The 21823-nt window shown below is 56.4% G+C and carries 18 protein-coding genes and 1 pseudogene; 12 read left to right on the top strand and 7 right to left on the bottom strand.

All coding sequences use genetic code 11. The annotated features are described in order from the left end of the window. Positions 1-7: 7 nt before the first annotated feature. Entirely contained in the window at positions 8-319 is a 312-nt protein-coding gene (locus tag CKW21_RS02920) for a hypothetical protein (protein ID WP_141232884.1), read from the bottom strand. 449 nt (positions 320-768) lie between these two features. Between CKW21_RS02920 and CKW21_RS30290 the strand changes: the two genes are divergently transcribed. Continuing rightward, a complete protein-coding gene (locus CKW21_RS30290; protein ID WP_141232883.1) occupies positions 769-1677 on the top strand; it encodes a hypothetical protein in 909 nt (302 codons plus the stop codon). Positions 1678-1687: 10 nt separating this feature from the next. Here CKW21_RS30290 and CKW21_RS02910 read toward each other — a convergent pair whose 3' ends face one another. After that, positions 1688-2716 (bottom strand): DNA-binding protein, encoded by a 1029-nt coding sequence (locus tag CKW21_RS02910; protein WP_095192523.1) that lies wholly within the window; start codon positions 2714-2716, stop codon positions 1688-1690. Between the two features lie 178 nt (positions 2717-2894). Here CKW21_RS02910 and CKW21_RS02905 point away from each other — a divergent pair, with 178 nt between their 5' ends. From CKW21_RS02905 to CKW21_RS02860, 9 genes and pseudogenes are all read left to right on the top strand, one after another. Next, the gene (locus CKW21_RS02905) at positions 2895-3803 is read left to right on the top strand and encodes a site-specific integrase (protein ID WP_170948619.1); all 909 of its coding nucleotides are present in this window, start codon (positions 2895-2897) and stop codon (positions 3801-3803) included. A 270-nt stretch (positions 3804-4073) separates the two neighbouring features. Next, positions 4074-4715, top strand: a pseudogene (locus CKW21_RS32165) (TrlF family ATPase); the annotation flags it as partial. An 847-nt stretch (positions 4716-5562) separates the two neighbouring features. Next, a complete protein-coding gene (locus CKW21_RS02890; protein ID WP_095192519.1) occupies positions 5563-6012 on the top strand; it encodes an antitoxin Xre/MbcA/ParS toxin-binding domain-containing protein in 450 nt (149 codons plus the stop codon). A 395-nt stretch (positions 6013-6407) separates the two neighbouring features. Then, on the top strand, positions 6408-7190 hold the full coding sequence (locus CKW21_RS02885) for a TIGR04255 family protein (RefSeq protein ID WP_170948617.1): 783 nt from the start codon (positions 6408-6410) through the stop codon (positions 7188-7190). Between the two features lie 7 nt (positions 7191-7197). Then, complete coding sequence (locus CKW21_RS02880; protein WP_141232881.1) at positions 7198-7716, top strand: hypothetical protein; 519 nt, start codon at positions 7198-7200, stop codon at positions 7714-7716. A gap of 326 nt (positions 7717-8042) precedes the next feature. Beyond that, positions 8043-8396 (top strand): hypothetical protein, encoded by a 354-nt coding sequence (locus CKW21_RS02875; protein ID WP_095192516.1) that lies wholly within the window; start codon positions 8043-8045, stop codon positions 8394-8396. A 252-nt stretch (positions 8397-8648) separates the two neighbouring features. Then, positions 8649-8858, top strand: coding sequence for a hypothetical protein (locus CKW21_RS02870; protein ID WP_095192515.1), 210 nt, complete (start codon positions 8649-8651; stop codon positions 8856-8858). A 478-nt stretch (positions 8859-9336) separates the two neighbouring features. Beyond that, entirely contained in the window at positions 9337-10326 is a 990-nt protein-coding gene (locus tag CKW21_RS02865; protein WP_218274029.1) for a hypothetical protein, read from the top strand. Further along, a complete protein-coding gene (locus CKW21_RS02860) occupies positions 10304-11833 on the top strand; it encodes a hypothetical protein (protein ID WP_095192513.1) in 1530 nt (509 codons plus the stop codon). Before CKW21_RS02865 ends, CKW21_RS02860 begins: the two co-directional genes overlap by 23 nt. A 261-nt stretch (positions 11834-12094) precedes the next feature. On the opposite strand, the gene CKW21_RS02855 is transcribed toward CKW21_RS02860, so the two are convergent. Then, positions 12095-13039 carry a DUF4917 family protein gene (locus tag CKW21_RS02855; RefSeq protein WP_256590119.1) on the bottom strand — a complete coding sequence of 315 codons (945 nt, stop codon included), beginning with the start codon at positions 13037-13039 and terminating at the stop codon, positions 12095-12097. Positions 13040-13290: 251 nt separating this feature from the next. Here CKW21_RS02855 and CKW21_RS02850 point away from each other — a divergent pair, with 251 nt between their 5' ends. Beyond that, a complete protein-coding gene (locus CKW21_RS02850; protein WP_218274028.1) occupies positions 13291-14118 on the top strand; it encodes a hypothetical protein in 828 nt (275 codons plus the stop codon). Positions 14119-14719: 601 nt separating this feature from the next. On the opposite strand, the gene CKW21_RS32160 is transcribed toward CKW21_RS02850, so the two are convergent. From CKW21_RS32160 to CKW21_RS02830, 4 genes are all read right to left on the bottom strand, one after another. Continuing rightward, positions 14720-14938: a helix-turn-helix domain-containing protein gene (locus CKW21_RS32160; RefSeq protein WP_371917502.1), complete on the bottom strand. Its 219-nt coding sequence runs from the start codon at positions 14936-14938 to the stop codon at positions 14720-14722. 49 nt (positions 14939-14987) lie between these two features. After that, positions 14988-18167 (bottom strand): efflux RND transporter permease subunit, encoded by a 3180-nt coding sequence (locus CKW21_RS02840; protein WP_095192510.1) that lies wholly within the window; start codon positions 18165-18167, stop codon positions 14988-14990. 12 nt (positions 18168-18179) lie between these two features. Then, on the bottom strand, positions 18180-19424 hold the full coding sequence (locus tag CKW21_RS02835) for an efflux RND transporter periplasmic adaptor subunit (protein ID WP_095192509.1): 1245 nt from the start codon (positions 19422-19424) through the stop codon (positions 18180-18182). A 135-nt stretch (positions 19425-19559) separates the two neighbouring features. Continuing rightward, a complete protein-coding gene (locus CKW21_RS02830) occupies positions 19560-19838 on the bottom strand; it encodes a LysR family transcriptional regulator (RefSeq protein ID WP_095192508.1) in 279 nt (92 codons plus the stop codon). 527 nt (positions 19839-20365) lie between these two features. Here CKW21_RS02830 and CKW21_RS02825 point away from each other — a divergent pair. Then, positions 20366-21580: a multidrug effflux MFS transporter gene (locus CKW21_RS02825; RefSeq protein ID WP_095192507.1), complete on the top strand. Its 1215-nt coding sequence runs from the start codon at positions 20366-20368 to the stop codon at positions 21578-21580. Positions 21581-21823 lie beyond the last annotated feature (243 nt).

Below are 21823 nucleotides of genomic sequence, written 5' to 3'. Positions count from 1 at the left end.
CCCCGTGTTAATGCCGGTGCGTTCGTCGCCGAGCCAGTTCAAACAGTGAGATGCCCATCGTGGCTTCAAGCAGTTTCATTTGCTGCTCATCGCTACCGGCGATGAACGTCGTATGAACCAGCGGGGGGATTCTTGACGGCATGCGGTATGCCGAGCGCCCGTACGGACGAAACACCCACCACACGACGATGCCTAATTGCCCATCGCCGTCGAAACAGTGGGGCTGGTCTTGGATGGGGTAACGGCTTCGGGCAGTCTGTGGGATGGCAGCGCTATAGGGCGTGCCGAGCCGCGGATGCCATTGCGTGATGGTGGGCATCGGCGCGTACTGGGAGCGGAAACGGTATGGCAGTCGATGGGGATACATATGCATGTCCTCCAGCTGACGCGGCGGAATTGCCGCGTCGGAGGTCTATTTTATTTCGCTAGGTACCGTGAATCAGTCGACTAAAACAGCGTCCAAACGTGCATAGATGCAAACTATTTTCATCCAGTATCAACAACTTACATAACTAAAACTTGTGCCATGCCCCACACCACCAGCCAGCAGTGGGTGTCGCCGGAAATGAGTCGATTCCACTCATAGACGAAAGCTATGCGTGGTAAAAATCAGCAAGTTAGCGAACAAAAGTTTTCGCATCACTTTTTGTGATGTCTGGAATCGCCCACCTCACATGGCCTTATGAAAATGTCGGGCTGACTGGCGAGTCCTACATACCGCTCTATAGTTGTGTACCGGGGTAATTGGTGGGGGTGTGAGGTGACAAAGTGTCGACACTTAGCCTTAAATCAATCTGCCGCTGCCGGAACCGGTTTGTCGGCGCTGAACTCTACCGACTGACGGGGGCTCGTTCGCCCAGCGAATTTGCGTTGCGCTGTGATCAGTTGGATCGCCCTCATCTGTACGCGGCACCGAGTGCTGCTGGGGCGGAGTCACTGCATCGAGGTAACCCCAAGTGGCTGCGGTTGCTGGACCACGGGATCAAGCTGCATGCAGATAGCCTGAACCGTCTGGCCGCGGTGTATCCCGAGCTAGACGGTGTCCGCGACCACCCCTTGTGGGACGTCCTCTGTTGGGACAGCGACGATAGTGAGGCGCCCTTTACCTACCTGAAGCACCTCAGGCCGAACTGCCGTGCACTGGAACGCTCCAGTTACTTGTGCCGTACCAATGCGCGGATGAAAGGGGCGCTGGGTGTCCCCGATTGGACGAAACTGGCGATGCCCCTAGCCTTGTTGGTCAGTTCCGCGTTGGGCCATCACCCTCAACAACGTTGGTTACACGCCCATTTCAGCCATTATTTGACAATCGCCTCGCTGTCGCCGACCTACCAGCGCTGTTTTCCTGATCTGTGGGCATTGGTTGATCAATGGCTGCACGCCAGGGGGCTGGGCGCCGACGCCTCGTCGTTGAAGTGGCCCATCGATGCCGGCGCGTTCGAGTATCAGCAGGCTCTGAGTCAACTGACGCGCAAGGAACTGATGGATCGCGGCTGGCTGCCGGAAGCGGATTTGCCTACGCGGTGCGCTTTGGCCATGCTCTGGTCCCTGCACCTGGGCGGCACCCCACTGAATGAACAGTTGGCACGCAGCTACAGTCGGGGTGGACGGCGCTGTCCGGCGCCGCTTCGCCACTTGGTGCGCGAACTGGATCCGCGGCTCAACGTGGCCGTGTAACTCGCATATATCAGCGGCTCGGCGCTGCTTCTGCGCGCACGGAAGGTGATGCCGGCTGGGGTGACGGAGCGCCGCCAGGCTCAGGCGCTGAAGGCGGCCGTGACTCCAGCAGCCGCTGCAGGTGGGTGATTTGCCGCTGCTCGTTGCGAATGTAATGAGCATCTCCACGCTGCTTGAGGAGGGCGGCGCGCAATCGGCTGCGCAGGTCGGCTTGCTCGGCCTGCCACTGCGCCTGCGCCTCTTGGTGGGTGTGAGCCCGTTCCTGCCAGGCGGCCTGGGCCTGGCGAAATTCCTGGGCGTCACTCGACGCTTGGCGCGCCGTCAGCCGGGCCTCGGTGAGCAGCCGCTCATTGTCACGATTGAGCTGGGCGATTTCTTCCTGCTTGTGCAGCAGGGTCGCTTGCAGGGTGCGTTGTTCCCTGAGCAGTTGTTGCAGCTGCTGGTCATTGCGCTCAAGGTCCTGATCGCGTAGTGCACGTTGCTGTTCGCGATAGTGGTCCAGTGACGCCTTCAGATGTTCGCAGCGCTCGTTGAGCGATTGGACCAGCAGATCCCGCTTGCTGAGCTCCTGCTGCAACTCACTCATCTCCAGCTGCTGAGAATTGTAAATCCCCTGTAATTCATTCGAACGCGTCTGCAGTTGCTGTTCACGAGCGCGGTACTCGACTAACTGGCTATCCAGCTGGCGCACTTGTTCCTGCAACGCGTCGATCAGTTCGCGTTGTTGCGCCTGGGCTTGCGCATGTCGCCGCCACGCGTCGTCGACCCGCGTCTGGTCTTCGCTCACGGCCTGCCGGGCTTGCTCCTGAACACGCTCGGCTACACTTGCCACGAGGTGCGCCAGTTCGTCGTTGAGGGCCACCGGCACGGTCGAGGTCTCGGGGGCGCGGAGCTCGCGCAGGTAGCGCAGGATGGTGCTCTTGGAGCCGGTATTGCCGAGCTCCACGCGCACCGCGTCGATACTGGGGCGAATGCCGCGGGCGATGAGCGCTTCGCGGGCAATTCGCACCAGCGCCTTGTTGATGCCTCCACGAGCCATGTGCGGTCTCCTACTATTTCGTAGCGTGTTACGAAGTATGGAAGTACACCCGTACAAATGTCCTGTGGGGAAGGGAGGCAGATGACGAACTGACGTGCATGAATGCGGAATTCTCAAACGTGAGAGGGTTTTTGGGCAATATTTGGTTTTTCAGGGGTATGCGAGGAGGGTGGGTGGCGTGACGGCCCCAGTGGATCGGTACGTGAAGGCAGCGCGGCGGGCGAGTACGCAACGTCGTTACCTCAGTGCGCTTGAGCATTTTGAAGGGACCTGGCAGGGGTTATTGCCCGCCTCCAGCGAAAGTGTCGCGCGCTATCTGGCGACCTATGCGGAGCAGCTCTCCAGTTCGACCCTGCATACCCACTTGGCCGCCTTGGCGCAGTGGCACAAGCGCCATGGCTTTGTCGACCCGACCAAGGAGCCCAAGGTGCGGGATGTGCTGCGTGGTATTCGCGCCGAGCATCCCCAGCCGGTCAAACGGGCCGAGGCGCTGCAGCTGCAGGCGCTGGAGGATTGCATCGCTGGATTAAATGAGCAGGCCAACTCCACGGTGGCCGCCGAACGACTGCGCGCCTGTCGCGACCAGTCGCTCATCTTGCTCGGTTTTTGGCGCGCGTTTCGGAGCGACGATCTGTGCCTGCTACGCATCGAGCACATCAAAGTCGAAACGGGTGTCAGCTTGGAAATCTTCCTCGTCAGTGACAAAACCGATCGTGATCATCAAGGACGGACCGTCATGGTGCCGGCGCTGAAGCGGCTGTGTCCGGTGGCGGCGTACGAGGCCTGGTTGGCGGCCAGCGGTCTGCAGCAAGGACCGGTGTTCCGCGCCATTGATCGCTGGGGGCATGTCAGTGCCGAGGGCCTGAATTCGAACAGTCTGTCGCGGCTGTTGCGCATGGCCTTCGCGCGCAATGGCCTGGATGGGGAAGGTTACAGCGGCCATTCGCTGCGTCGCGGTTTTGCGACCTGGGCCAATCGTAACGAGTGGGGGGTTAAGGCCTTGATGGATTATGTCGGTTGGCGCGACGTGCAGTCAGCGATGCGTTACATCGACACCACCGCTCCTTTTGGGGAATGGCGACGGTAAGTGTGGTCATCACGGTGCCCCGTGTTGTGCCGGCTATCGGGGCGATCCTTGGTCACCGGAAGGTCCCCTTGTCCTTGGCGTTCACTCTTTCAAACACCCCCACTTCATTCACGCTCCACCGGCGAGCGAGATGCGATCGGTGGGCCACCCAAACAGCGTGGCGACACGGTCGCGGTCTTCTCCTGTGTCGTATAGCGTATGCGAAGCACGTCATCCATGGTCAATGTCGCTGATACTGAGGACGAAGCTTGTGAGAGAAAAGGAGGTTGTGTGAGCGAGTACCAAGGCATGCGCTGGTTCAAGACGGATTTTCAGGAACAGACACCAGAAGACAACAAACACTGGGCAGATGATGACTTGCGCCTGCTGAACCCTCGGCGGCCGCTACAAAACGGTGTGCCCAATGAGCAGGACAATCAGAATAAAGCCAAGCGTTTTCTGCAACGTTGTCACGAGCTTGAGCTGGAAGTCATTGGCATTACCGATCACAACTTTGCTGAAAAGTCCGAGCCCCGCGACTGGTTCATCACCCACCTGGTTGAGCAGAATAAAGCTGTGGCCAAGCCGCTAGGGCGTGCGCCCCTGTACATTTTTCCTGGCTCGAAGTGGATATCGGTTACCACGTCTTATGCCTGTTCGACCCTGCCACTAAAATGCGCCACGTGCAGCGCGTCAACATGATCCTGATTAAATTGGGTCTGGCGGAGAGCCAGCGCTTCAAGGGCGGAGAACCGGCGGCGCTGCGCCGCGGTGAACAGACGATCAGCCTGAAAACCTTGCTGGATACGGTACAAAAGGAACATGGCGGAATCGTGACTGCTGCGCATGCCGATCAACAGGATGGGTTGCTGTCCGCCGCGGAACATTGATGACTATCAACTGCCTGGATTGTTGGCGTTGGAGTTGACGACTTCCGGCCAGCATAGGGACTCTTCTTAGCGGGCAACATGCTCACCTCGTCACATCAGTGATGACTGTTTGGCACGAATGGGGCCAAGCTCACGCAGTGTCGACCTTTGTCAGCCCGCGAAGGGGGCCAGAGCAAGGCCGAGCAGCTCGGGAACCGCGTAACGGCCGTGCCCCTGCATGTCGATAGAGGGCTTTCAGACGTATCTACGACAGCCTTCTGAGGCGGCACACCCGTCAAGAAAAAATAAGTAGAACGACGGCAAATCAAGATTTTCTTGAAGCACTCAAGAAAAAATCGTGACAGGAGACAGCCCTCAAGGATTCTCGCCAGGCGCTTCATGGGTGACACCGGGTACTAGCCATCGCGGCGTCTTCCCGACCGCCTTGACGCCGGTCGACATAGATTCAGCCGGTCGCTCAGGCCGAACGGATGGACGTGGCTCGCGGTGGCCCCGGCCACATGGCTCGCGCTTCGGCACGAGGTCAGTGGCAGGCAATGACGCAGAAAGGACTGATCCGGTAACGGCCGACGGCGCAGGGTCGACTAGCGCCTCACAGAGGGCTGAGTAAAACATTACCTGCATAGCGTCACTGTCATCAGGCAGGTGCAATCCTCAGATTGAGCCCCCCGGAAACGCCTCCACGCTGTCGAGGCCAAAGCCTCTGCGGCCACACCGATCGAGCAGTGGCATTGGGCATTCCGGACGGGTTAGTGCGCGCCTGACCCGGGAGCGCGCACAGCTTTTCGCGATACCGGGCGACCATGGCGAGCGCGTTTCCGATCCCCCCTTCACAAGCTGAGAAAATCACCGGATGCTGGATCACCCCATAGCGAGTCAGAAGGCGCCCCATGTTGGCTGAACTACTGCGTGGCCCGGCCTACCAGGCTTATCGGCACTGTCTGCAAACATCGCTGGGCATCCCTGTCGATGCTTCAGAGCTGGCAATCCATCAACGCATCGTGGCGGGTTTCTCCGCTGCGACGGCCAACACATTTTGCGCGCTGGACGTCTTCAGTGAGCAGGCCTTCCACCAGATCGTTTCGCTCAATACCCTGCAGCGCCGATTGGCTCGCGGTCAACTGCTGAGCCGGGGGGAGAGTGATCGGCTGTTCCGCCTGGCGCATGTATCGGCGATGGCGCAGGTGGTGTTTGGCGATAAGCACAAGGCCCAGCGCTGGCTGAGCAAACCCAAACACCGTTGGGCGGGGCAGGCCCCCGTGGCGTTGCTCTGCACCCACCCCGGCATGGGGTTGGTTGAGCAATGGCTGATTCAGCTGGCAGAAGGCATGGCCTTTTAAGCCCGAGCAACGGGCAACCGTCTTCATCGCGACGGCCTGCTCTCGCCTCAGGCCGGGTACCGTGCGCTGCCCGGCAGGTGCAGTGGAAGTGTGTGTAAACCGGGTATTGGTCAACTGCCCGGGGAACAGCGGGCCACTGTATTGGCAGATTCCCGTGCTTCGTGACGGTCAGCAACGCGCTTCGGCGAGCTATGCTTGCGGACAAAACAGTACGCGGTCGACGCCAGATCGCTGGCGACCGCGAACGCCAGGAACCTCGAATCGCCCTTTCAAATGCTGGCTATACTGCCCAAGTAGGCCGGTGAATCGGTGGGAGCGGTGCCGGCGCTGCATACTGACAGTAGTAGGTTTCCATGCCATCATGGCCACCTTTTGTACCTAGCGATGAGTACCTCATGAGCGCATTGTGGAAAGCTGACGGATTAGTACGTACTCGGTCTGACAATGAAAATCGCTTTCAGCGTAATTTTTTGAAGCAGGCCGTTTGCGAGCTCCGTTTTCCAACACTCATGGAGCTTGGCGAACAACGTCCACCGTCCTCTTTCGTTAAAGCGTTGCGTAAAGAATATCCCGTTTTAGAGATGAGTAATGAATTCACGCTCGGCATCGGGATGGGAAACACAGGTTCTAGCCATATTCATATTTTCAGGTCAGCCAAAGCCACCTGGAGTATTTCGCTAAAAGAGAATTCGCTGTCGATTGAAACCACCGCCTACACCGGGTTCGATAATCTACGAGAGCGCGTTCTTCACGTGGTTGAGGCGGCCGAAAAGATTATCGATTCTGATTTTTTTACCCGTATCGGTTTGCGCTACATCAATGTAGTCAGTAGCGGGGATGAGGATGTTACCCACTGGATAAACCCTTATCTGACCGCGCCCATCACGTCAGAAAGTTTCCTCGGCATTAATGATTTTGGTGGCAGGATGCAGCTTTTGGCCGAAGATGGCGGCTGTTTATTCCAGCACGGCATTCAGCTAAATCGTGCAAAAGCCGATGCCCCGCCGAAGGTTGAGTATCTCCTGGACATCGATACCTATCGCACCGAGGTGTCATTGTCACAGACCCCTGCTGCCATCGATATCATGCATCGCCAAGCCTTTGACCTGTTCGATTGGTCGCTCACCGATAAGGCGAGAAACTTTTTATCCACAGACGCCCGCCATTCAAAAGGATGATTGGATCATGGATTTTTACGTAGCGGTCACGCCAGCGCCGTCTCCTTCAGGTTTTTATGCGTCACAGGCCGCTTCAGGTCGAAGGTCCTCTACGGCAAATGCTTATGGTGCCACCCGTTTCTTGGCCAATGATTATCCCGGTCTCAATATAGGGTCGCGGGATATGGATGCCACGGAAAAGCTGCCCAGCAGTGCTCGGCAGGTCGACGCGACTGCGCTGCTGCCTAAAAGCGCGGACATCGTTTCATTCCGTGCCCCCGCTCACGAGAGACCCGCGGAAGGAAAAGAGGCGGAAGTCAGTAAAATCGCCGAGGCCCGAATCAGGCTCCTTGCGATAAAATATGCGAACGATTCCATTTCTGCAGAAATCATTGCGCGACTGGAGATACTTAACTCTAGGCTGATCGAGCGCTCCCCTCGAGTGACTGTCGAGCAAATCAACTCGCTGGAAAGCTCTATCGTATCGGTGAAGGCGATTGAACAGTCGCGGCTGGAACGCGCAAAAAGATTGGGATTGCAAATTTGAATATTACCGTCTTTCAATATCCCAAATCCAAACATACCAGGTCGTTGACGCCTCGACTGTTTAAGCGATATCAGACGTATAAGCGCTATTTGCAGCACGAGTTCTCGAGGACCTGCGTTTACTGTCGTCAGCCTGACAGCAGCGCCCCCAATTTAAACTTCGGGGTTGATCATTACAAACCCAAGGGTGTCGCAAAATTTGCGCACTTGGTGTGCGATTACCAGAATCTGTACTACTGTTGCGGGAGCTGTAATTCCCGCAAGAATAATGACTGGCCAGTCAATGAAAAAGATGGGCCGTACATTGTCAACCCCTGTGATTACATCATGAGCCAGCACCTCAGGTTCGACGCAGGCAACGGCATGATGACGGTGCGCTCAAAGTTTGGCGAGTACACGGAAGAGCTTCTGCTGCTCAACGATCACACGCAAGTGGAGTTTCGAAAAACGACCTTGCACGCTTTGAAGCTGACAGCGAAAGAGCTCGCCTCGCTCCAGGATCAAAAAGCCCAGCTGTCAAAACTTCTGGCCGATCACAAAATCACGGCTGCCGTGCACGATGCAGAACTGAACGAACTGAATAACGAAATCAATCTGACCGATACGCTTATTCAAAACCTTACCGGGACAAAACCACCGCTTCCGCTGAAGAAAATGCGTTTCGGTGTAGCGCTGTCATAACATCAAGTGTTTCCCGCTCCCTTGCTGGCAAGCGGCTGTCGCCCAGTTCGGCGCATCGGCAGGTTCGACGCCTTCGTCTCAAGCCGCCACCCCCTGCGTATTGAAAAGTTCACCTCTGGCCGATGTTGGCCATCTCACTGCCCCCCCCCTTGAGTTCCGTGCGGAGTTTACTAATCCTGGGTAAGCCCCTCTAGCTGGAGCGTGCCGCGTTGCTTGTTGCTGCTAGGCTGTACGCTTCAGGGAGGATTGTTCATGACCAACGCAGACCTGCTGCCTTCTCTATTGTTCAGGATCAATGAAAATCAATTGGCCCTCGAGGCGGCCATCTTGGAACTCACCCGTTGGGTCGAGCAGCGCGGAGCGGGCGAGGTGGGCGCCAACGTGCGTGGCGCTTTGACCGCCATCGACCGTAACGAGGAGTTCATCAAGCTAACCCTGGCGCTCCTGCTGACACCCGATTAATTCGCCATCGGCTCGTAACGGAGGGCCTCTCGGAAAGGTTGCCCGCAGCAGAGCAGAGTGGCGCCGGCAGCAGCACCGGTAACACTCGCGCAGGAGGGCAAATAGCACCTTGCTCGGGGAGTCTCGCACCAAGCGCGAGAGAAAGTTGAGCAAGCCGGTTGATCTCTATGCCAATTGGCCAGCGCATCAATGATCGTGACGTTGCGCGATGGCTGTCATGTCCCTGAATCGCTTGCCGCGGCCGTCGCGGCCTTTCCGGGCATCACTCAGAAAAACAAGGCCAATTGCCATTGCTCAGGCGCAACCGTATGCTGACCCTTTGTGCACCAAAATCTTGATCCGGATCAGCGAGTAATTGCCCAATTGCAGCGATGTCGAGGACTGAGAGCACGCCCGTCCAACTGGATATTTGCGAGTCAGGGAGAGAGCAGTGGGTTTTTTTACAGAGGGAGAGGCGGCTGACCTGAGGATCACCAACATGATCCTGCACGTCGTCGGTGGGGACGAATTTACCCCGGAGTCCGTACGCCAAGTCGAGCATGAAGAGTTTTTCATCGCGCGAATACTCGATACCGATGCGGATGCCATCTATAGCTTTAGGCAGACCTCAGCGACCAAAGCGCAGCTCGAGCGCATTGCGACGGGGACCGAAGATTTTGAGCGAGGAACCCAGAGTCTCTCCGCGACGTTTTCTCGTTGGCACGTCAATAGCAGTCGCGACGGAGCATTGTTCATCTTCGAGTTGTCCGGGGGTGATGAGCAAACAAAACTCTATAGCCTGATTAAATATGACTACAGCGAGGCGATAGAGCAGGCTCCTGCGGAAGACGGCGGTCTGCTTCGACGCATTGTTCATGCGTTTGTCGCTGATAAAAAGGCGATTCAAAAGTCCGCCTTGGTGAGAGTCGTCAACGGAGTGGCGGAAACCCTGGTGTCCGCCCGAGACCGAATGAAAAAAGCGCCAGAAATCGTTGATTACTTTGCGAACTTTCTCGACGTGGTCCGTTCGATGTCTGATCAGGAACTCAACACCAAGGTCGTTAGCCTGTTACGCGAAACCTTAACCTCTTGTAAGGCCGATTTGCCAGATTCAGTTCCGCGAGCGTTTTCCATCGCCAAAAACTGCTTAGCGCAGCGCCGAGAAATCAACGAAGATGCGATCATTGATGCGGTCCTGTTGGCGGCGGGGAACCCTGGCGATGAGAGGGTGATCAGCAGGTTGCAGAATGCAACACGGCGAAAGATTCGCTCCGCTAGAATTGAAAATTTGGTGTTTCCTTCTGATCAGGCAATCCTCGGGCGGCCGCCCATGCGCAGGATCCGAACCACTGAAGGCGTTACAGTTCTGTATCCAGACGATGCGGGGATGTCCGTCACCCGCGAGCCTAAGGCTAACGGAGGGGAATTGATTACGATTGATACTCAGGCCATCACGGAAGACAAACTTGTCTCTGACAATCCTCGCTGAACAGCTGGATGTACTGGCTGCTCAGGCTAACGCGCATATCAATGAGGGTGAGGAGAGCATCACCGTCTCGAATTTGCGTGCCGACGCGACGCTTCGGGTACTGGCTACTTGCGTGGGACTCGGCTGGGAGTGCTCGGTGTTTGACGAGGAGCAAACGCCCACTGAGCCAGGCAATATTGTTGAGGATTTCGAGCCTTTTCGCCTCACCCTTCGCAAGCCGGATCATGCCGAGCAGACGCTAGATATTTTAACCTCCGTGGGCCTTTCGCAGTGGCTGGAAAAGGGGCACGAAGCAACCCGCTGGCGGATCGCGGGTCTCTCCAAGCCGCTGTTTACTCAAGTTCGCCAATATAGCGGCTGGGCCGTGCCGGCCGTAAATTCGGCGGCAGCTGCAATTACGACGGCACCGGTGACCAAGTCTCCCAGGGCACTCGTGAGAGAGTCAGGCGCTTTGAAGATCGTCCCGGGAGATATTCGTCCCTGGCTCCTTCTCGACCAAGCGCAGTTTGATTTGAACGAGCCATTCCATAAACTCTGGGCTATGAAGGCGTTTGACGCATTAGTGCACACGCTCGCGAATGAAATTGATCCAGTCAATCATTCGCTGATATTCAAGGGGCCGCCCAAGCTCATTTTGCAAGCCCCGCAATCTACTGCAATAATGATACAAGAATTTGGTATGGATGCTTTTCTGCAGCTGCAAACGGCCGCACATTGGGTTTATGAAAATACCCGCGAAGCAGAGGTCAAACACAGCCTGTTAGCGATGGAAATTGCCCGCTCAGGGCGTGAGAACGGCCACGCTGCAGATTACCTAAAAGCCAATCTCCCTACCTCACTGGAAAGTGCAAAAATCGCGTATCAGATGTCGCTCTCCGAGTTAGGGAAAGACACCCTGAAGTCGCTAGGCGATCTGCGCAAAGCCATTACTGAAGAAACCGCGAAAGCGACTGACGCCACACGACAAACTATTACCGCTGTTTCCGGCGCATTGGCCGTGGGCGTCGGCCTCGTGGCCGCGCGCCTGAGTACTACGATCAATCCCTGGTTAATCAGCATGGTGATGCTGATAGCCACTGGGTACATCGGGCTGATCGTTTACTCAGGATGGAGCTTCATCAGTTTACAGCGCGAACTTCGAAAAGACTGGCAACCAAAACTCTACCGCTTCCTACCGCAGGATGAATACAACAAGATGGTCGCGGCACCGGCCAAAAAGTCAGAGCGAGTGTTTACATACTCGGCGGCGATTGGACTGGGGGCCGTGATAGCCATGTTTGTTGGCGTATCGATATTCAGCTTTGTCAGTGAACCTACAGTGAACGCCGCCAAAGCCGATCTTTCAGAATCCAAAAAAACTGATGGTCAGGCCGGTGGCATCATCCAACGGCATGAGCCATTGCCCGGATTGCCTGTACCGCCCGCTGCCCGGTTGCCCTTTCGTCAGGATTGGATCTCACCGCTCCGGATTCCTGTTAAATCGAGTGGCGTTCCAGCGAAGCCTTGAATCGCCTCTGCTGCGGTGGGAAATGTTCACTGCCCGCTATGAAAGCTGTTTTCATAGCAAGGCGGTGAGTACCCTCAGAAAATCAGCCGTGACCGGCAGGCGGCGTTGCGTCGGGTCCGCTAGTACTCTGCGTTTGTGTGGTCCCTGGTGTGGCGTACGCCTTCGGACGCGGGTGCCGAAGGGCGCTCGGGGGGGGGGGGGGGGGGGGGGGGGGGGGGGGGGGGGGGGGGGGCGCCCTCGCAGGGACGCAGGACATGCGGATCACTGCGCGGCCAATGGGTGGATCCAGCATCCAGGGCTTAGGCAATTGAAAAAGTCCACCTGTACCTGGCCTAGATCATCCTGAATAGTCTGGTGGGCGTAGTTGCAATAGACCTGGTCGTCACCAAACACGGAGACGGCAACGCGCTGGATGCCGGTGTTGCGCATGCGCTGAAGCAGGTGCCGGTCATGGCCGCCGAGACCCCAGCCAAACAGCGTCAGTGTTTGCCGCTCAGATGTCAGTACTTCCCGATACACCGTCGACAGGTAATAGCTGCTCTGAATCGAGGCAACCTTTTGCGCTTTGACTCCCTCGCTGACGAACAGCGGTACCACACGCTCACCTCGCCACTCGTCTAGGATGGCCTCCAGCAATCCTGCCCCAGCGGCATGGATCTTGGACTCTTGTTCAACTGCATTGCGACATAGGGCGAGGCTTCCGTGCGGATAAAACACGAGCGTATTGGTGCGCTCTCGGAAACGGGCGCGAAACTTTTGCCAATCGTCATCAAACACGGACCTGACAAAGCAGTCCTTGAAGAGATGACCATCATCAATGTTGAATCCATAGGTCATGGTCCAGTAAACCAACAGATCGTAATTGAACGAGAGAATCGTATCGAACGATTTGAGGAACCGGTACATATTGGGAAGATGGTGCTGCACCGCCCAGTGCTCAGGGTGCACCGCCCGCACCGCTTCAATCAAGCAGTCCCTGACACGCAAATAGGCTTGGCGCGTACGGTCATCGGGGATCTCTAGGGATAGGTTGACGTTGGATGCCTGCCAAACGAGACGCAAGATGAGCTCGAAATCGGAGGTATCGAAGAACTCAAACAGACGGGCCACGTCGCTGAGAAGTCCATTCTGTCGAGCATGGTCTAACAATGAGCCGTAGCCAAAGCTGGGTGCCACAGCCATGCTGGCTCCGTTACCCAGTAGCACTGTACCGCGATGGTATTGAGGGGAAATATAGGCCCACGAAGAAATGGCAAATGGCACGCTGGATCCTTCCTGTAGTTTTGATTGGCAGATGATATGCCGCTGCGTCAATGCGAACTATCATGCCCAGTTCTATAAAAACTCGGCAACCAAGGATGAATTAATGACTGACTACTTTAGTGATCGTGAGCGTGGCCCCCGCCCCAGGACGGAATAGGAAATAGGGCAGGTGGCCTGGGTCGGGATTGTTACGCTTGTGGCAGCACTCGCAAAACAGGGTGCATTTGGGGGGGGGGCGTTTCCCGGAGCAGTGTCCCGACGGAACCGCCATATGCGGTAACAATGAGCAATCCCTGAAAGGGGCCATCGAGGCTGAACTCGATGGTTTAACCTGGCCGCTGCCGACGGTGCATAGGGACAAAGATGACTTTCTCAGTACAGATGAACCTTGGCATCCAGAGACTTTAATTGCGCTCGATCTCGTGGAGTTTGTATGGCGCATAGTCGCCAAACCCATCATCATCGGTTCGTACCATGACTACCATCGGCATCATCACTATACCTTTGACGAAGACGCCGGACGTGATGCATTCCGCGACGATGTGAACCGGATTTTCGAACGTAATGGCCTGGCATATGAGCTCAAACCCGACGGCCAGGTCTGGCGTGTCTTGCCGGCGGTGATCGGCGAGGCCTTGTCGAGACCTTACCTGCGTACCGGCGATTCAACTCTGGACGTTATGCTGGAGGAGAGTCGGAGCAAGTTCTCTGGTCCCAGTCCTTTGATTTGCCGCGAGGCGTTGGAGCGCCTCTGCGATGCATGGGAGCGGATCAAATCGATCGCCCATGCCGATAAGGCGAAATCGATTGGCTTGCTCCTGGACCGTTGTGCAGAAGAAAGCGGCTTTCGCACCCTGCTTGAAAAGGAGGCTCGCGAGCTGACTGTCATCGCTAATAATCATCTTCTGCGCCATCACGAGGTCCGCCAGGAGCCCGTGATTGATGTTCAGCACGTCAATTATCTGTACCACCGCTTGTTTGCAATACTTGAACTGATCATTCGCAAGAACGCCGCATGCTGACGGGGGAAACGACCGACCAGTTAGGATCAGCGGGCAACACCGGCTTCCAGTGGTGACGGTTTTACACGACTGCGTTCGAAAGCGTCGCTTCTGAACGTGCACTCGAGGCCAAAACGGGTGATCAGTTAATCTTATAGATATACTTGAGTGTTTGATTCGGGCTGCAATCGCGGTTGGGGTGACAGGCTGCAAGTTGCCGGCTGCTGTCTGGCGCGAAAGGCAGCGGTCTCCCCATAACTGCCTTTTTGGATGCCAGCAAATGGCCCATAGTGCCTATTCCAGACCCATTCAGTTGCTTTCGCTAAAGTGCCGTCAGAACTCGGCTTTACCTTCAATGTCGCCGTCATCGAAATATTTGAGCGCAGTGTCTGGACCTGCATTTTGACTGGAGCGTTCAGATCGCAACCTGCATGAGCGATAGCAGTTGCGTGGCCAAGAATGTCGCCAAGGTGGGCGTACGCTTTTGAGCGGGACTGTTCAACGCCGCACTGCGCATACTGCTCTAGAAAAGGCCGGACATCACGACATATAGCATTCCACGCACGGCGCTCATGTTGGCTTTACATCGCAGCGAGACAGCTGGGTACTGGCAAGTTTTGGTTCAATTACTCGCTTCAAGGTCAGACGCCAACTCGTGGAGAGAGCACGATTCAGGCAATAGCAATTGAGGTTCGCAATCCAGCACGTTGGCAATGCGATACAGCTTTTCTACGGTGATATTCACTTCACCGCGTTCGATTGATCGTAGTTGGCTGCCTTCGCATGCACGCTTTTGGCCGGTGCGTTGGCCGAGGTCTTGTAGTTCGGCCCGACCGTGCACGCCGCCAGCGCGGCGACCAGATGGCTGGGGAAAATGAGCTTGAGCGCATTCATGGTTGCACTCTCTGTTTCGACGCATGGGATTGTTTGCGCAGTTGTTTGCGCTCGATGTAGCGGCGGATTAGCACGAAGAACACCGGGGTCAGCAGCAAGCCGAAGAAGGTCACACCGAGCATGCCGGAGAATACCGCCACTCCCATGGCCCGACGCATTTCCGAGCCGGCGCCGGTGGAGGTCACTAGTGGAATCACGCCCATGATGAACGCGAACGAAGTCATCAGGATTGGCCGCAGACGCATGCGGCAAGCATCCAGCACAGCGTCCAGCGGTGACAGACCCTGTTCCTCTTTGTCCTTGGCAAATTCGACGATCAGGATCGCGTTTTTGCACGCCAGCCCGACCAGAACAATCAAGCCGATCTGGGTGAAGATGTTGTTGTCACCCTTGGAGATGATTACCCCGGCAATCGCCGACAACAAGGTCATCGGGACAATCAGGATCACCGCCAGCGGCAGGCTCCAGCTCTCATACAGCGCCGCCAGCACCAGGAATGCCAGCAGTACGCAGAGCGGAAACACCAACAACGCGGTGTTGCCGGACAGGATCTGTTGGTAGGTCAGGTCGGTCCATTCGTAGGTCATGCCGTGGGGCAGTTCTTCCTTGAGCAGTTGCTCAATCGCCGCCTGTGCCTGACCGGAGCTGTAGCCGGGGGCTGCGCTGCCGTTGATTTCTGCTGTCACGAAACCGTTGTAGTGCGAAACGCGGTCAGGCCCGGATGTCGGGCTGATCTTGACGAAAGTGGCCAGCGGGACCATCTCTCCGCGATCGTTACGCACCTTCAACCGACCAATCTGCTCCGGTTCCTGACGGAACTGTTGCTCGGCCTGCACATTGACCTGGTAAGTCCGGCCAAAACGGTTGAAATCGTTGGCGTAGAGCGAGCCTAGGTACACCTGCAACGTGTCGAAAACATCGCTGATCGCCACGCCGTGGGTCTTGGCTTTTTCCCGGTCGATGGCCGCTTCAACCTGCGGCACATTCACCGTGTAACTGGTAAACAGATTGGCCAGCGCCGGAACGCTGCGGCTCTTGGTAAAGATGTTAATGGTCTCTTTGTATAGCTCGTCGTACCCGAGGTTGCCCCGGTCTTGGATCTGCAGGCGGAAACCGCCGATGGTGCCCAGGCCTTGAACTGGCGGTGGCGGGAATACTGCGATGTAAGCGTCCTGAATGCCACCGAACTTGGCGTTGAGCGAAGCGGAAATCGCCCCAGCCGACAGGCTCGGGTCTTCACGCTCATCGAATGGACGCAAGCCGATAAAAGCGATGCCGGCATTTGGACTGTTGGTGAAGCCGTTAATCGACAGGCCGGGGAACGACACGGCGCTGTCGAACCCCGGCTCGTCCATGGCGATAGTGCTCATGCGCCGGATCACTGACTCAGTGCGATCAAGGCTCGCCGCATCAGGCAATTGTGCAAAAGTCACCAGGTACTTTTTATCCTGAGTCGGCACGAAACCGGTCGGTGTGGTGCTGAAACCCATATACGTCAGGGCGATCAGTCCGGCGTAAATCAGCAGGGCCACACTGCTACCCCGAATAATTTTGGCCACGGCAACCACATAGCCATGGCTGGCCTTATCGAACATGCGGTTGAACGGCTTGAACAGCCAGCCGCCGAACAGTCGATCCAGCGCCTTGGAGAACCGGTCTTTGGGCGCGCCATGGGCCTTGAGCAATATGGCCGCTAGGGCCGGTGACAAGGTCAGCGAGTTGAATGCCGAAATCACCGTGGAGATCGCAATGGTTAACGCAAACTGCTTATAGAACTGCCCGGTGAGACCGGAGATAAACGCCGCCGGCACAAACACCGCGCACAGCACCAGCGCCGTGGCGATGATCGGCCCGGTGACTTCGCCCATGGCTTTACTGGTCGCTTCAGCCGGCTCCAAGCCCGATTCGATGTTGCGCTCGACGTTCTCCACAACCACGATCGCATCGTCGACTACAATACCGATGGCCAACACCAGGCCGAACAGCGACAGTGCGTTGAGTGAGAACCCGAGCAAATGCATCACGGCAAAGGTGCCGATCAGCGACACCGGCACCGCAACCAGTGGAATGATCGAAGCCCGCCAGGTTTGCAGGAACAAAATCACCACCAGCACCACCAGAATAAGTGCTTCGAACAGCGTGTGCACAACTGCTTCAATCGAGTTGCGCACAAAGATGGTCGGGTCGTAGACGATCTCGTAGTCCATGCCTTCGGGGAAGTTTTTCTTCAACTCGGCCATCTTCGCTCGCACCTGGTCGGAGACGTCGATGGCGTTGGAGCCCGGGCGTTGGAAGATCGGCATCGCCACCGCTTCCTGATTGTTGAGCAAGGCGCGCAACGCATATTGGTTGGAACCCAACTCGATCCGGGCAATGTCCTTGAGGCGTGTGATCTCGCCGTTCTGGCCACTGCGTATGATCACGTTCTCGAACTCTTCCTCGGTGACCAATCGCCCTTGGGAGTTGATCGACATCTGGAAGCTGGTGGCATTCGGTGCCGGTGGTGAACCCAGTTGCCCGGCAGCGACTTGGCGGTTCTGCTCGCGCACCGCATGGACCACATCGGTGGCGGTGAGATTTCGAGACGCGGTCTTATCCGGGTCAAGCCAAATCCGCAGCGAATAGTCACCGATACCGAACATCTTCACATCGCCGATACCGTTCAAGCGCGACAGCTCATCCTTGACGTTGAGGATTGCGTAGTTGGACAGGTACAGCATGTCATAGCGTTTGTCTGGCGAAACGAGGTGCACCAGCAATGTCAACTCCGGCGAGGCCTTGTCGACCGTGATGCCGATGCGCGTCACCTCTTCCGGCAACTTCGGCTCGGTGCGGGTCACGCGATTTTGCACCTGGACCTGGGCGTTATCCAGATCGGTGCCAAGGGCGAACGTCACCGTGAGGGTCAAGCGTCCGTCGGCCGTGGATTGCGAGGACATGTACAGCATGTTCTCGACGCCAGTGATGGCCTGCTCTAACGGCGCAGCCACGGTTTCGCCGATGACCTTGGGGTTGGCGCCCGGGTAGTTGGCATGCACGACCACAGTCGGCGGTACCACTTCGGGGTACTCGCTAATCGGTAGCTGGAACAGCGAGATGCCGCCGGCAATCAGGATCAGCAGCGAAAGCACCGCTGCGAAGATCGGCCGCGTGATAAAGAACTGAGAGAATTTCATGTCGGTGTTCCCTTATCCGCGAGGAGTGACAGCCGCATCGGTTTTCACCAGCGTCGCAGATTTCACGGGAACAGGCTGATTACCGGCCTCGAATGCGTGACGTTGACGGGTCAAGGTCGCGATGGTTTTCGGATCGGCCATGGGCGCGTTCTGAGGTGCGACCACGGCACCGGGGCGCACCCGTTGCAAGCCGTTGATGACGATACGGTCCGCTTTCTGCAAACCATTGCGCACGATGCGTAGGCCTTCGAGCTTCGGCCCCAGTTCGACGTTGCGATACACGACTTTGTTGTCCTGATCGACCACCAGGACGAATTTCTTGCCCAGATCAGTGCCCACCGCCTCGTCCTTGATCAGCAGACCGGCATAGGCCGCACTGCCCACCAATCTCAGCCGCGCGTACAAGCCGGGGGTGTATTGGCCGTCAGCGTTATCGAACACGGCGCGACCACGAATGGTGCCCGTATGGGGATTGACCTGGTTGTCGACGAAATCCATCTGCCCCAAATGTGCGTTGTCCTGTTCGTTCGACAGGCCCATGTAAACCGGCGTTGTCTGGCCGCGCTGGCCATTGCGCGAGAGTTGGCTGTACTTGAGGAACAGGCGCTCATCGACATCAAGATAGGCATAAACCTTGTCAGTAGAGACCACATTGGTCAGCGGTGTGGTATCGGCCGTGACGATATTGCCAGCGGTGATTTTCGCACGGCTGACGCGGCCGGTGATCGGCGCTGTGACACGGGTGAAACTGAGGTTCAGGCGGGCCAGATCCAGTTGTGCCTGTATCGCATCGACGCCGGCCTTGGCCTCCTGCGCGGTGGTGGTACGATTTTCGGCCAGTTCGGCGGAAATCGCATTGCTGCCGAGCAAGCGCTGCCCGCGCTGTGCCTCATTGGCCGTGCGGACCAGCGTCGCCCGGGCTTGTTGCAGTTGGGCCTCAAAACGATGCACTTCGTGTTCGAACGGCCTTGGATCGATCTGGAACAGCAGATCACCTTTCTTCACCAGCCCGCCATCGGTGAAGGCAACCCGTTCAATCTGCCCCGACACACGAGGGCGGACCTCAACCGTTTCCGGCGCTTCAAGTCGCGCGGTCACTTCGTCCCATTCGGTAATGGGCTGCTCGATCACCTTGGCGACCGTGACGGGTGGCGTCCCCGGGCCTTTGGCAGTATCCGGTGCACGATCGCAAGCGGTGAGCAGTGTGAGGGCCAGTGCAGCCATCGGGTAGCGAAGAGGTTTGAATGACTGTTCCATAGGGGGGCGCCAGACGTTTAGAAGTTTGCGAAGTCTCGGCCTCGTGCAAGGCAGCGACGAATTGAACGGAGTGAGCTTGGTCATCAATATTGATGATATTCATAATGTATAAGGGCAAATAAGGGATCTGCCGACTCATGCCCGTGTATAGGAGATGGCGTGACAGACCGAATCCAGCGCCGGTCCCAAAAGCTGTGCGATCCACAACGCACGGGATGTGGGCTGCATCGTCCGGCCCGTACGTGTGAATAAGGGATCGTTGAACAGCCCGCGCAAACGACTGAGGGCATTGCTGACCGCCGGTTGTTTCAGCGCAAGTTTGTGCGCCGCCCGGGTGACGTTCCGCTCCTGTATCAAGGCTTCGAACACCACCAAAAGGTTCAGGTCAATGTTGCGCAGTTCATTTCTTTGCATGATTAAGGCCCGCCAGATAGGGTCTACGAGGCATTTGTATGGATTTTATATTATGGTCATAATAATTACAAGTCATTAGGCAGCAGCAGAGGTAGTGCAAAGCGATGCCGGTGAACAGCATGCCCAAAGGTCAATCACGCTAAACCAGATGGAGTTCTTGACGGCTGCAATGTCAACCGACGACCCATTGATCAACTCGACCCTGAAAGCCCAAATCAGTCCCTATCATCGTCTGGGACCTTTATCTTGATTTCACGGCTATCCCATGCTGGCCGGAATTTAAGGACAAGTTTACCAAGCGGCTGAGCATTCCCATTCAAGCAAGCGGAGAGGCCATGAGTTCCTTCGAACTGAATGAAAAAAATTACGGTCGTAATATTTACAGTGATAAATTATTATGACCATAATGTATTTGCAGAGTGGCGCTACCGGGAGTTTTGCCATTCGTGAAGCTCAGACCTCCACTTTCTGCAGGCCAGATACCCAAACGGGTCAAGTGCACCCCTCACGTCACTATGGATATATCCATGAAGCTTCCTAGTCGTTCCAGTGTATTGCTTCCCCTTCTTGTAGGGCTTTGCGGCTTAGGTGAAATTTCCACCCAACTGCTGATCCCTAGCTTACGCGACGTTGAGCTCGGGCTTAATGCTGCGCCGGGTACTTCTTTGGCAGCTTTGTCAGTATTTGTCGCTGCCTTTGGTCTCGGACAACTTTTCTTCGGTCCACTATCTGACCGTATCGGCCGCCGGCCTTTGCTGCTCTCCGGCGTCACCATTTATGTACTTGCTTCTTTATGGATGGCGTTTGCAGGGAGTATGGCCGAGTTCATCGGTGGCCGCGTCTTTCAGGGGCTGGGTGCCTGCGCTGCATTGGTCGTGGCCCGAAGCATAGTGCGCGATGTTTGGAAAGAGAAGGCAGGCCCAGTAATGGCTATCACGGTAATTGGCATGCTTAGCGCGATCATGCTGTCACCGGTGCTTGGAGGGCTGATCGCTACTCACGCTGGAGGTTGGCGAACGGTTGTTTTCGCAACCGCATTGTTTGGCGCATTTGCACTGCTAGCCTCGCTGTTATTCAAGGAGACCAATCTACAACGCGACCCACAGGCGGGTCGGTTGAAAACCCTTTTAAGAAATTACGCAGTGATACTTAAAGGATCATCCTTGCGTAGTTTTTCGATTGCCATTGCCTGCACATACGGCGCGATGTTCTGCTTTATTGCCGGTTCTTCGCGGGTTTTTGTTGGGCAGCTAGGTCTGAGTCCTACCCAGTATGGCCTGGTTTTTGGCGGTATCGTTTCGGGTTTGATCGTTGGAGCGATCATTACCAACCGTACCATCATGAAGTTAGGGCCTGAGAAAATTGTGGGCATCGGCACTAGCTTAGTTGCCGTTGGTGGCAGCCTGGTCTTGGTATGCCATGAGCTTATCGGGCCATCGGTGCTTGGGCTGATGCTGCCACAGGTAGTTCTAACTTTGGGCGCGGGGATGGTCTTGCCGGGTTCCGTCGCTGGTGCGGTGATTCCCAACCCAACTCGCGCAGGCTTGGCGGCGGGTTTTATCGGTTTTTCCCAGATGGCTGGCGCGACGATTGCCGGGCTCTTGCTCAGTCGACTTCAAGATGGAACGGCCTTGCCAATGGTCGCTTTGAATGCTGCCTTTGCTGTGACCGGTTTTCTAATATTTCGCATCATGTGTGTACGCCAGTTGAACATAGCAAAGAAAACTAATATAGCGGGATAGTATAAACAATCGGAATTGGTTCTGGTGCCAATCTAGAAAAAACGGTCTGCGTATGCGCAAAGAAATCAATAGTATTGTTAAAAAATAGGGGGTGGCGAGCTTGAAGCTATTGCGCGGTAAACGTTTTTTTTTGGCGGTTGGTGATGGGTAATGTAAAAATACCCTGCAGACTTTATTGTCCGCACGCCTCAAATTGGTCGAATTTCCTCTGCTGTAGATCGAAGACGCATTGATTTGTTTATG

Origin of the sequence: Pseudomonas sp. Irchel 3A7, assembly GCF_900187565.1 — a bacterium.
In the GTDB taxonomy this organism is placed as follows: domain Bacteria; phylum Pseudomonadota; class Gammaproteobacteria; order Pseudomonadales; family Pseudomonadaceae; genus Aquipseudomonas.
The sequence above is the reverse complement of the archived record's forward strand: the minus strand, read 5'-3'. Positions and strand labels throughout refer to the sequence as shown.

Coding starts and splice junctions, on each gene's coding strand:
- CKW21_RS02870 (WP_095192515.1), top strand. CDS start 8,649: ATGACCAACGCAGACCTGCTGCCTTCTCTATTGTTCAGGATCAATGAA.
- CKW21_RS02880 (WP_141232881.1), top strand. CDS start 7,198: ATGGATTTTTACGTAGCGGTCACGCCAGCGCCGTCTCCTTCAGGTTTT.
- CKW21_RS02890 (WP_095192519.1), top strand. CDS start 5,563: ATGTTGGCTGAACTACTGCGTGGCCCGGCCTACCAGGCTTATCGGCAC.
- CKW21_RS02865 (WP_218274029.1), top strand. CDS start 9,337: ATGATCCTGCACGTCGTCGGTGGGGACGAATTTACCCCGGAGTCCGTA.
- CKW21_RS02830 (WP_095192508.1), bottom strand. CDS start 19,838: ATGCAAAGAAATGAACTGCGCAACATTGACCTGAACCTTTTGGTGGTG.
- CKW21_RS02875 (WP_095192516.1), top strand. CDS start 8,043: ATGAGCCAGCACCTCAGGTTCGACGCAGGCAACGGCATGATGACGGTG.
- CKW21_RS02840 (WP_095192510.1), bottom strand. CDS start 18,167: ATGAAATTCTCTCAGTTCTTTATCACGCGGCCGATCTTCGCAGCGGTG.
- CKW21_RS02885 (WP_170948617.1), top strand. CDS start 6,408: ATGAGCGCATTGTGGAAAGCTGACGGATTAGTACGTACTCGGTCTGAC.
- CKW21_RS02825 (WP_095192507.1), top strand. CDS start 20,366: ATGAAGCTTCCTAGTCGTTCCAGTGTATTGCTTCCCCTTCTTGTAGGG.
- CKW21_RS02835 (WP_095192509.1), bottom strand. CDS start 19,424: ATGGAACAGTCATTCAAACCTCTTCGCTACCCGATGGCTGCACTGGCC.
- CKW21_RS02910 (WP_095192523.1), bottom strand. CDS start 2,716: ATGGCTCGTGGAGGCATCAACAAGGCGCTGGTGCGAATTGCCCGCGAA.
- CKW21_RS02920 (WP_141232884.1), bottom strand. CDS start 319: ATGCCCACCATCACGCAATGGCATCCGCGGCTCGGCACGCCCTATAGC.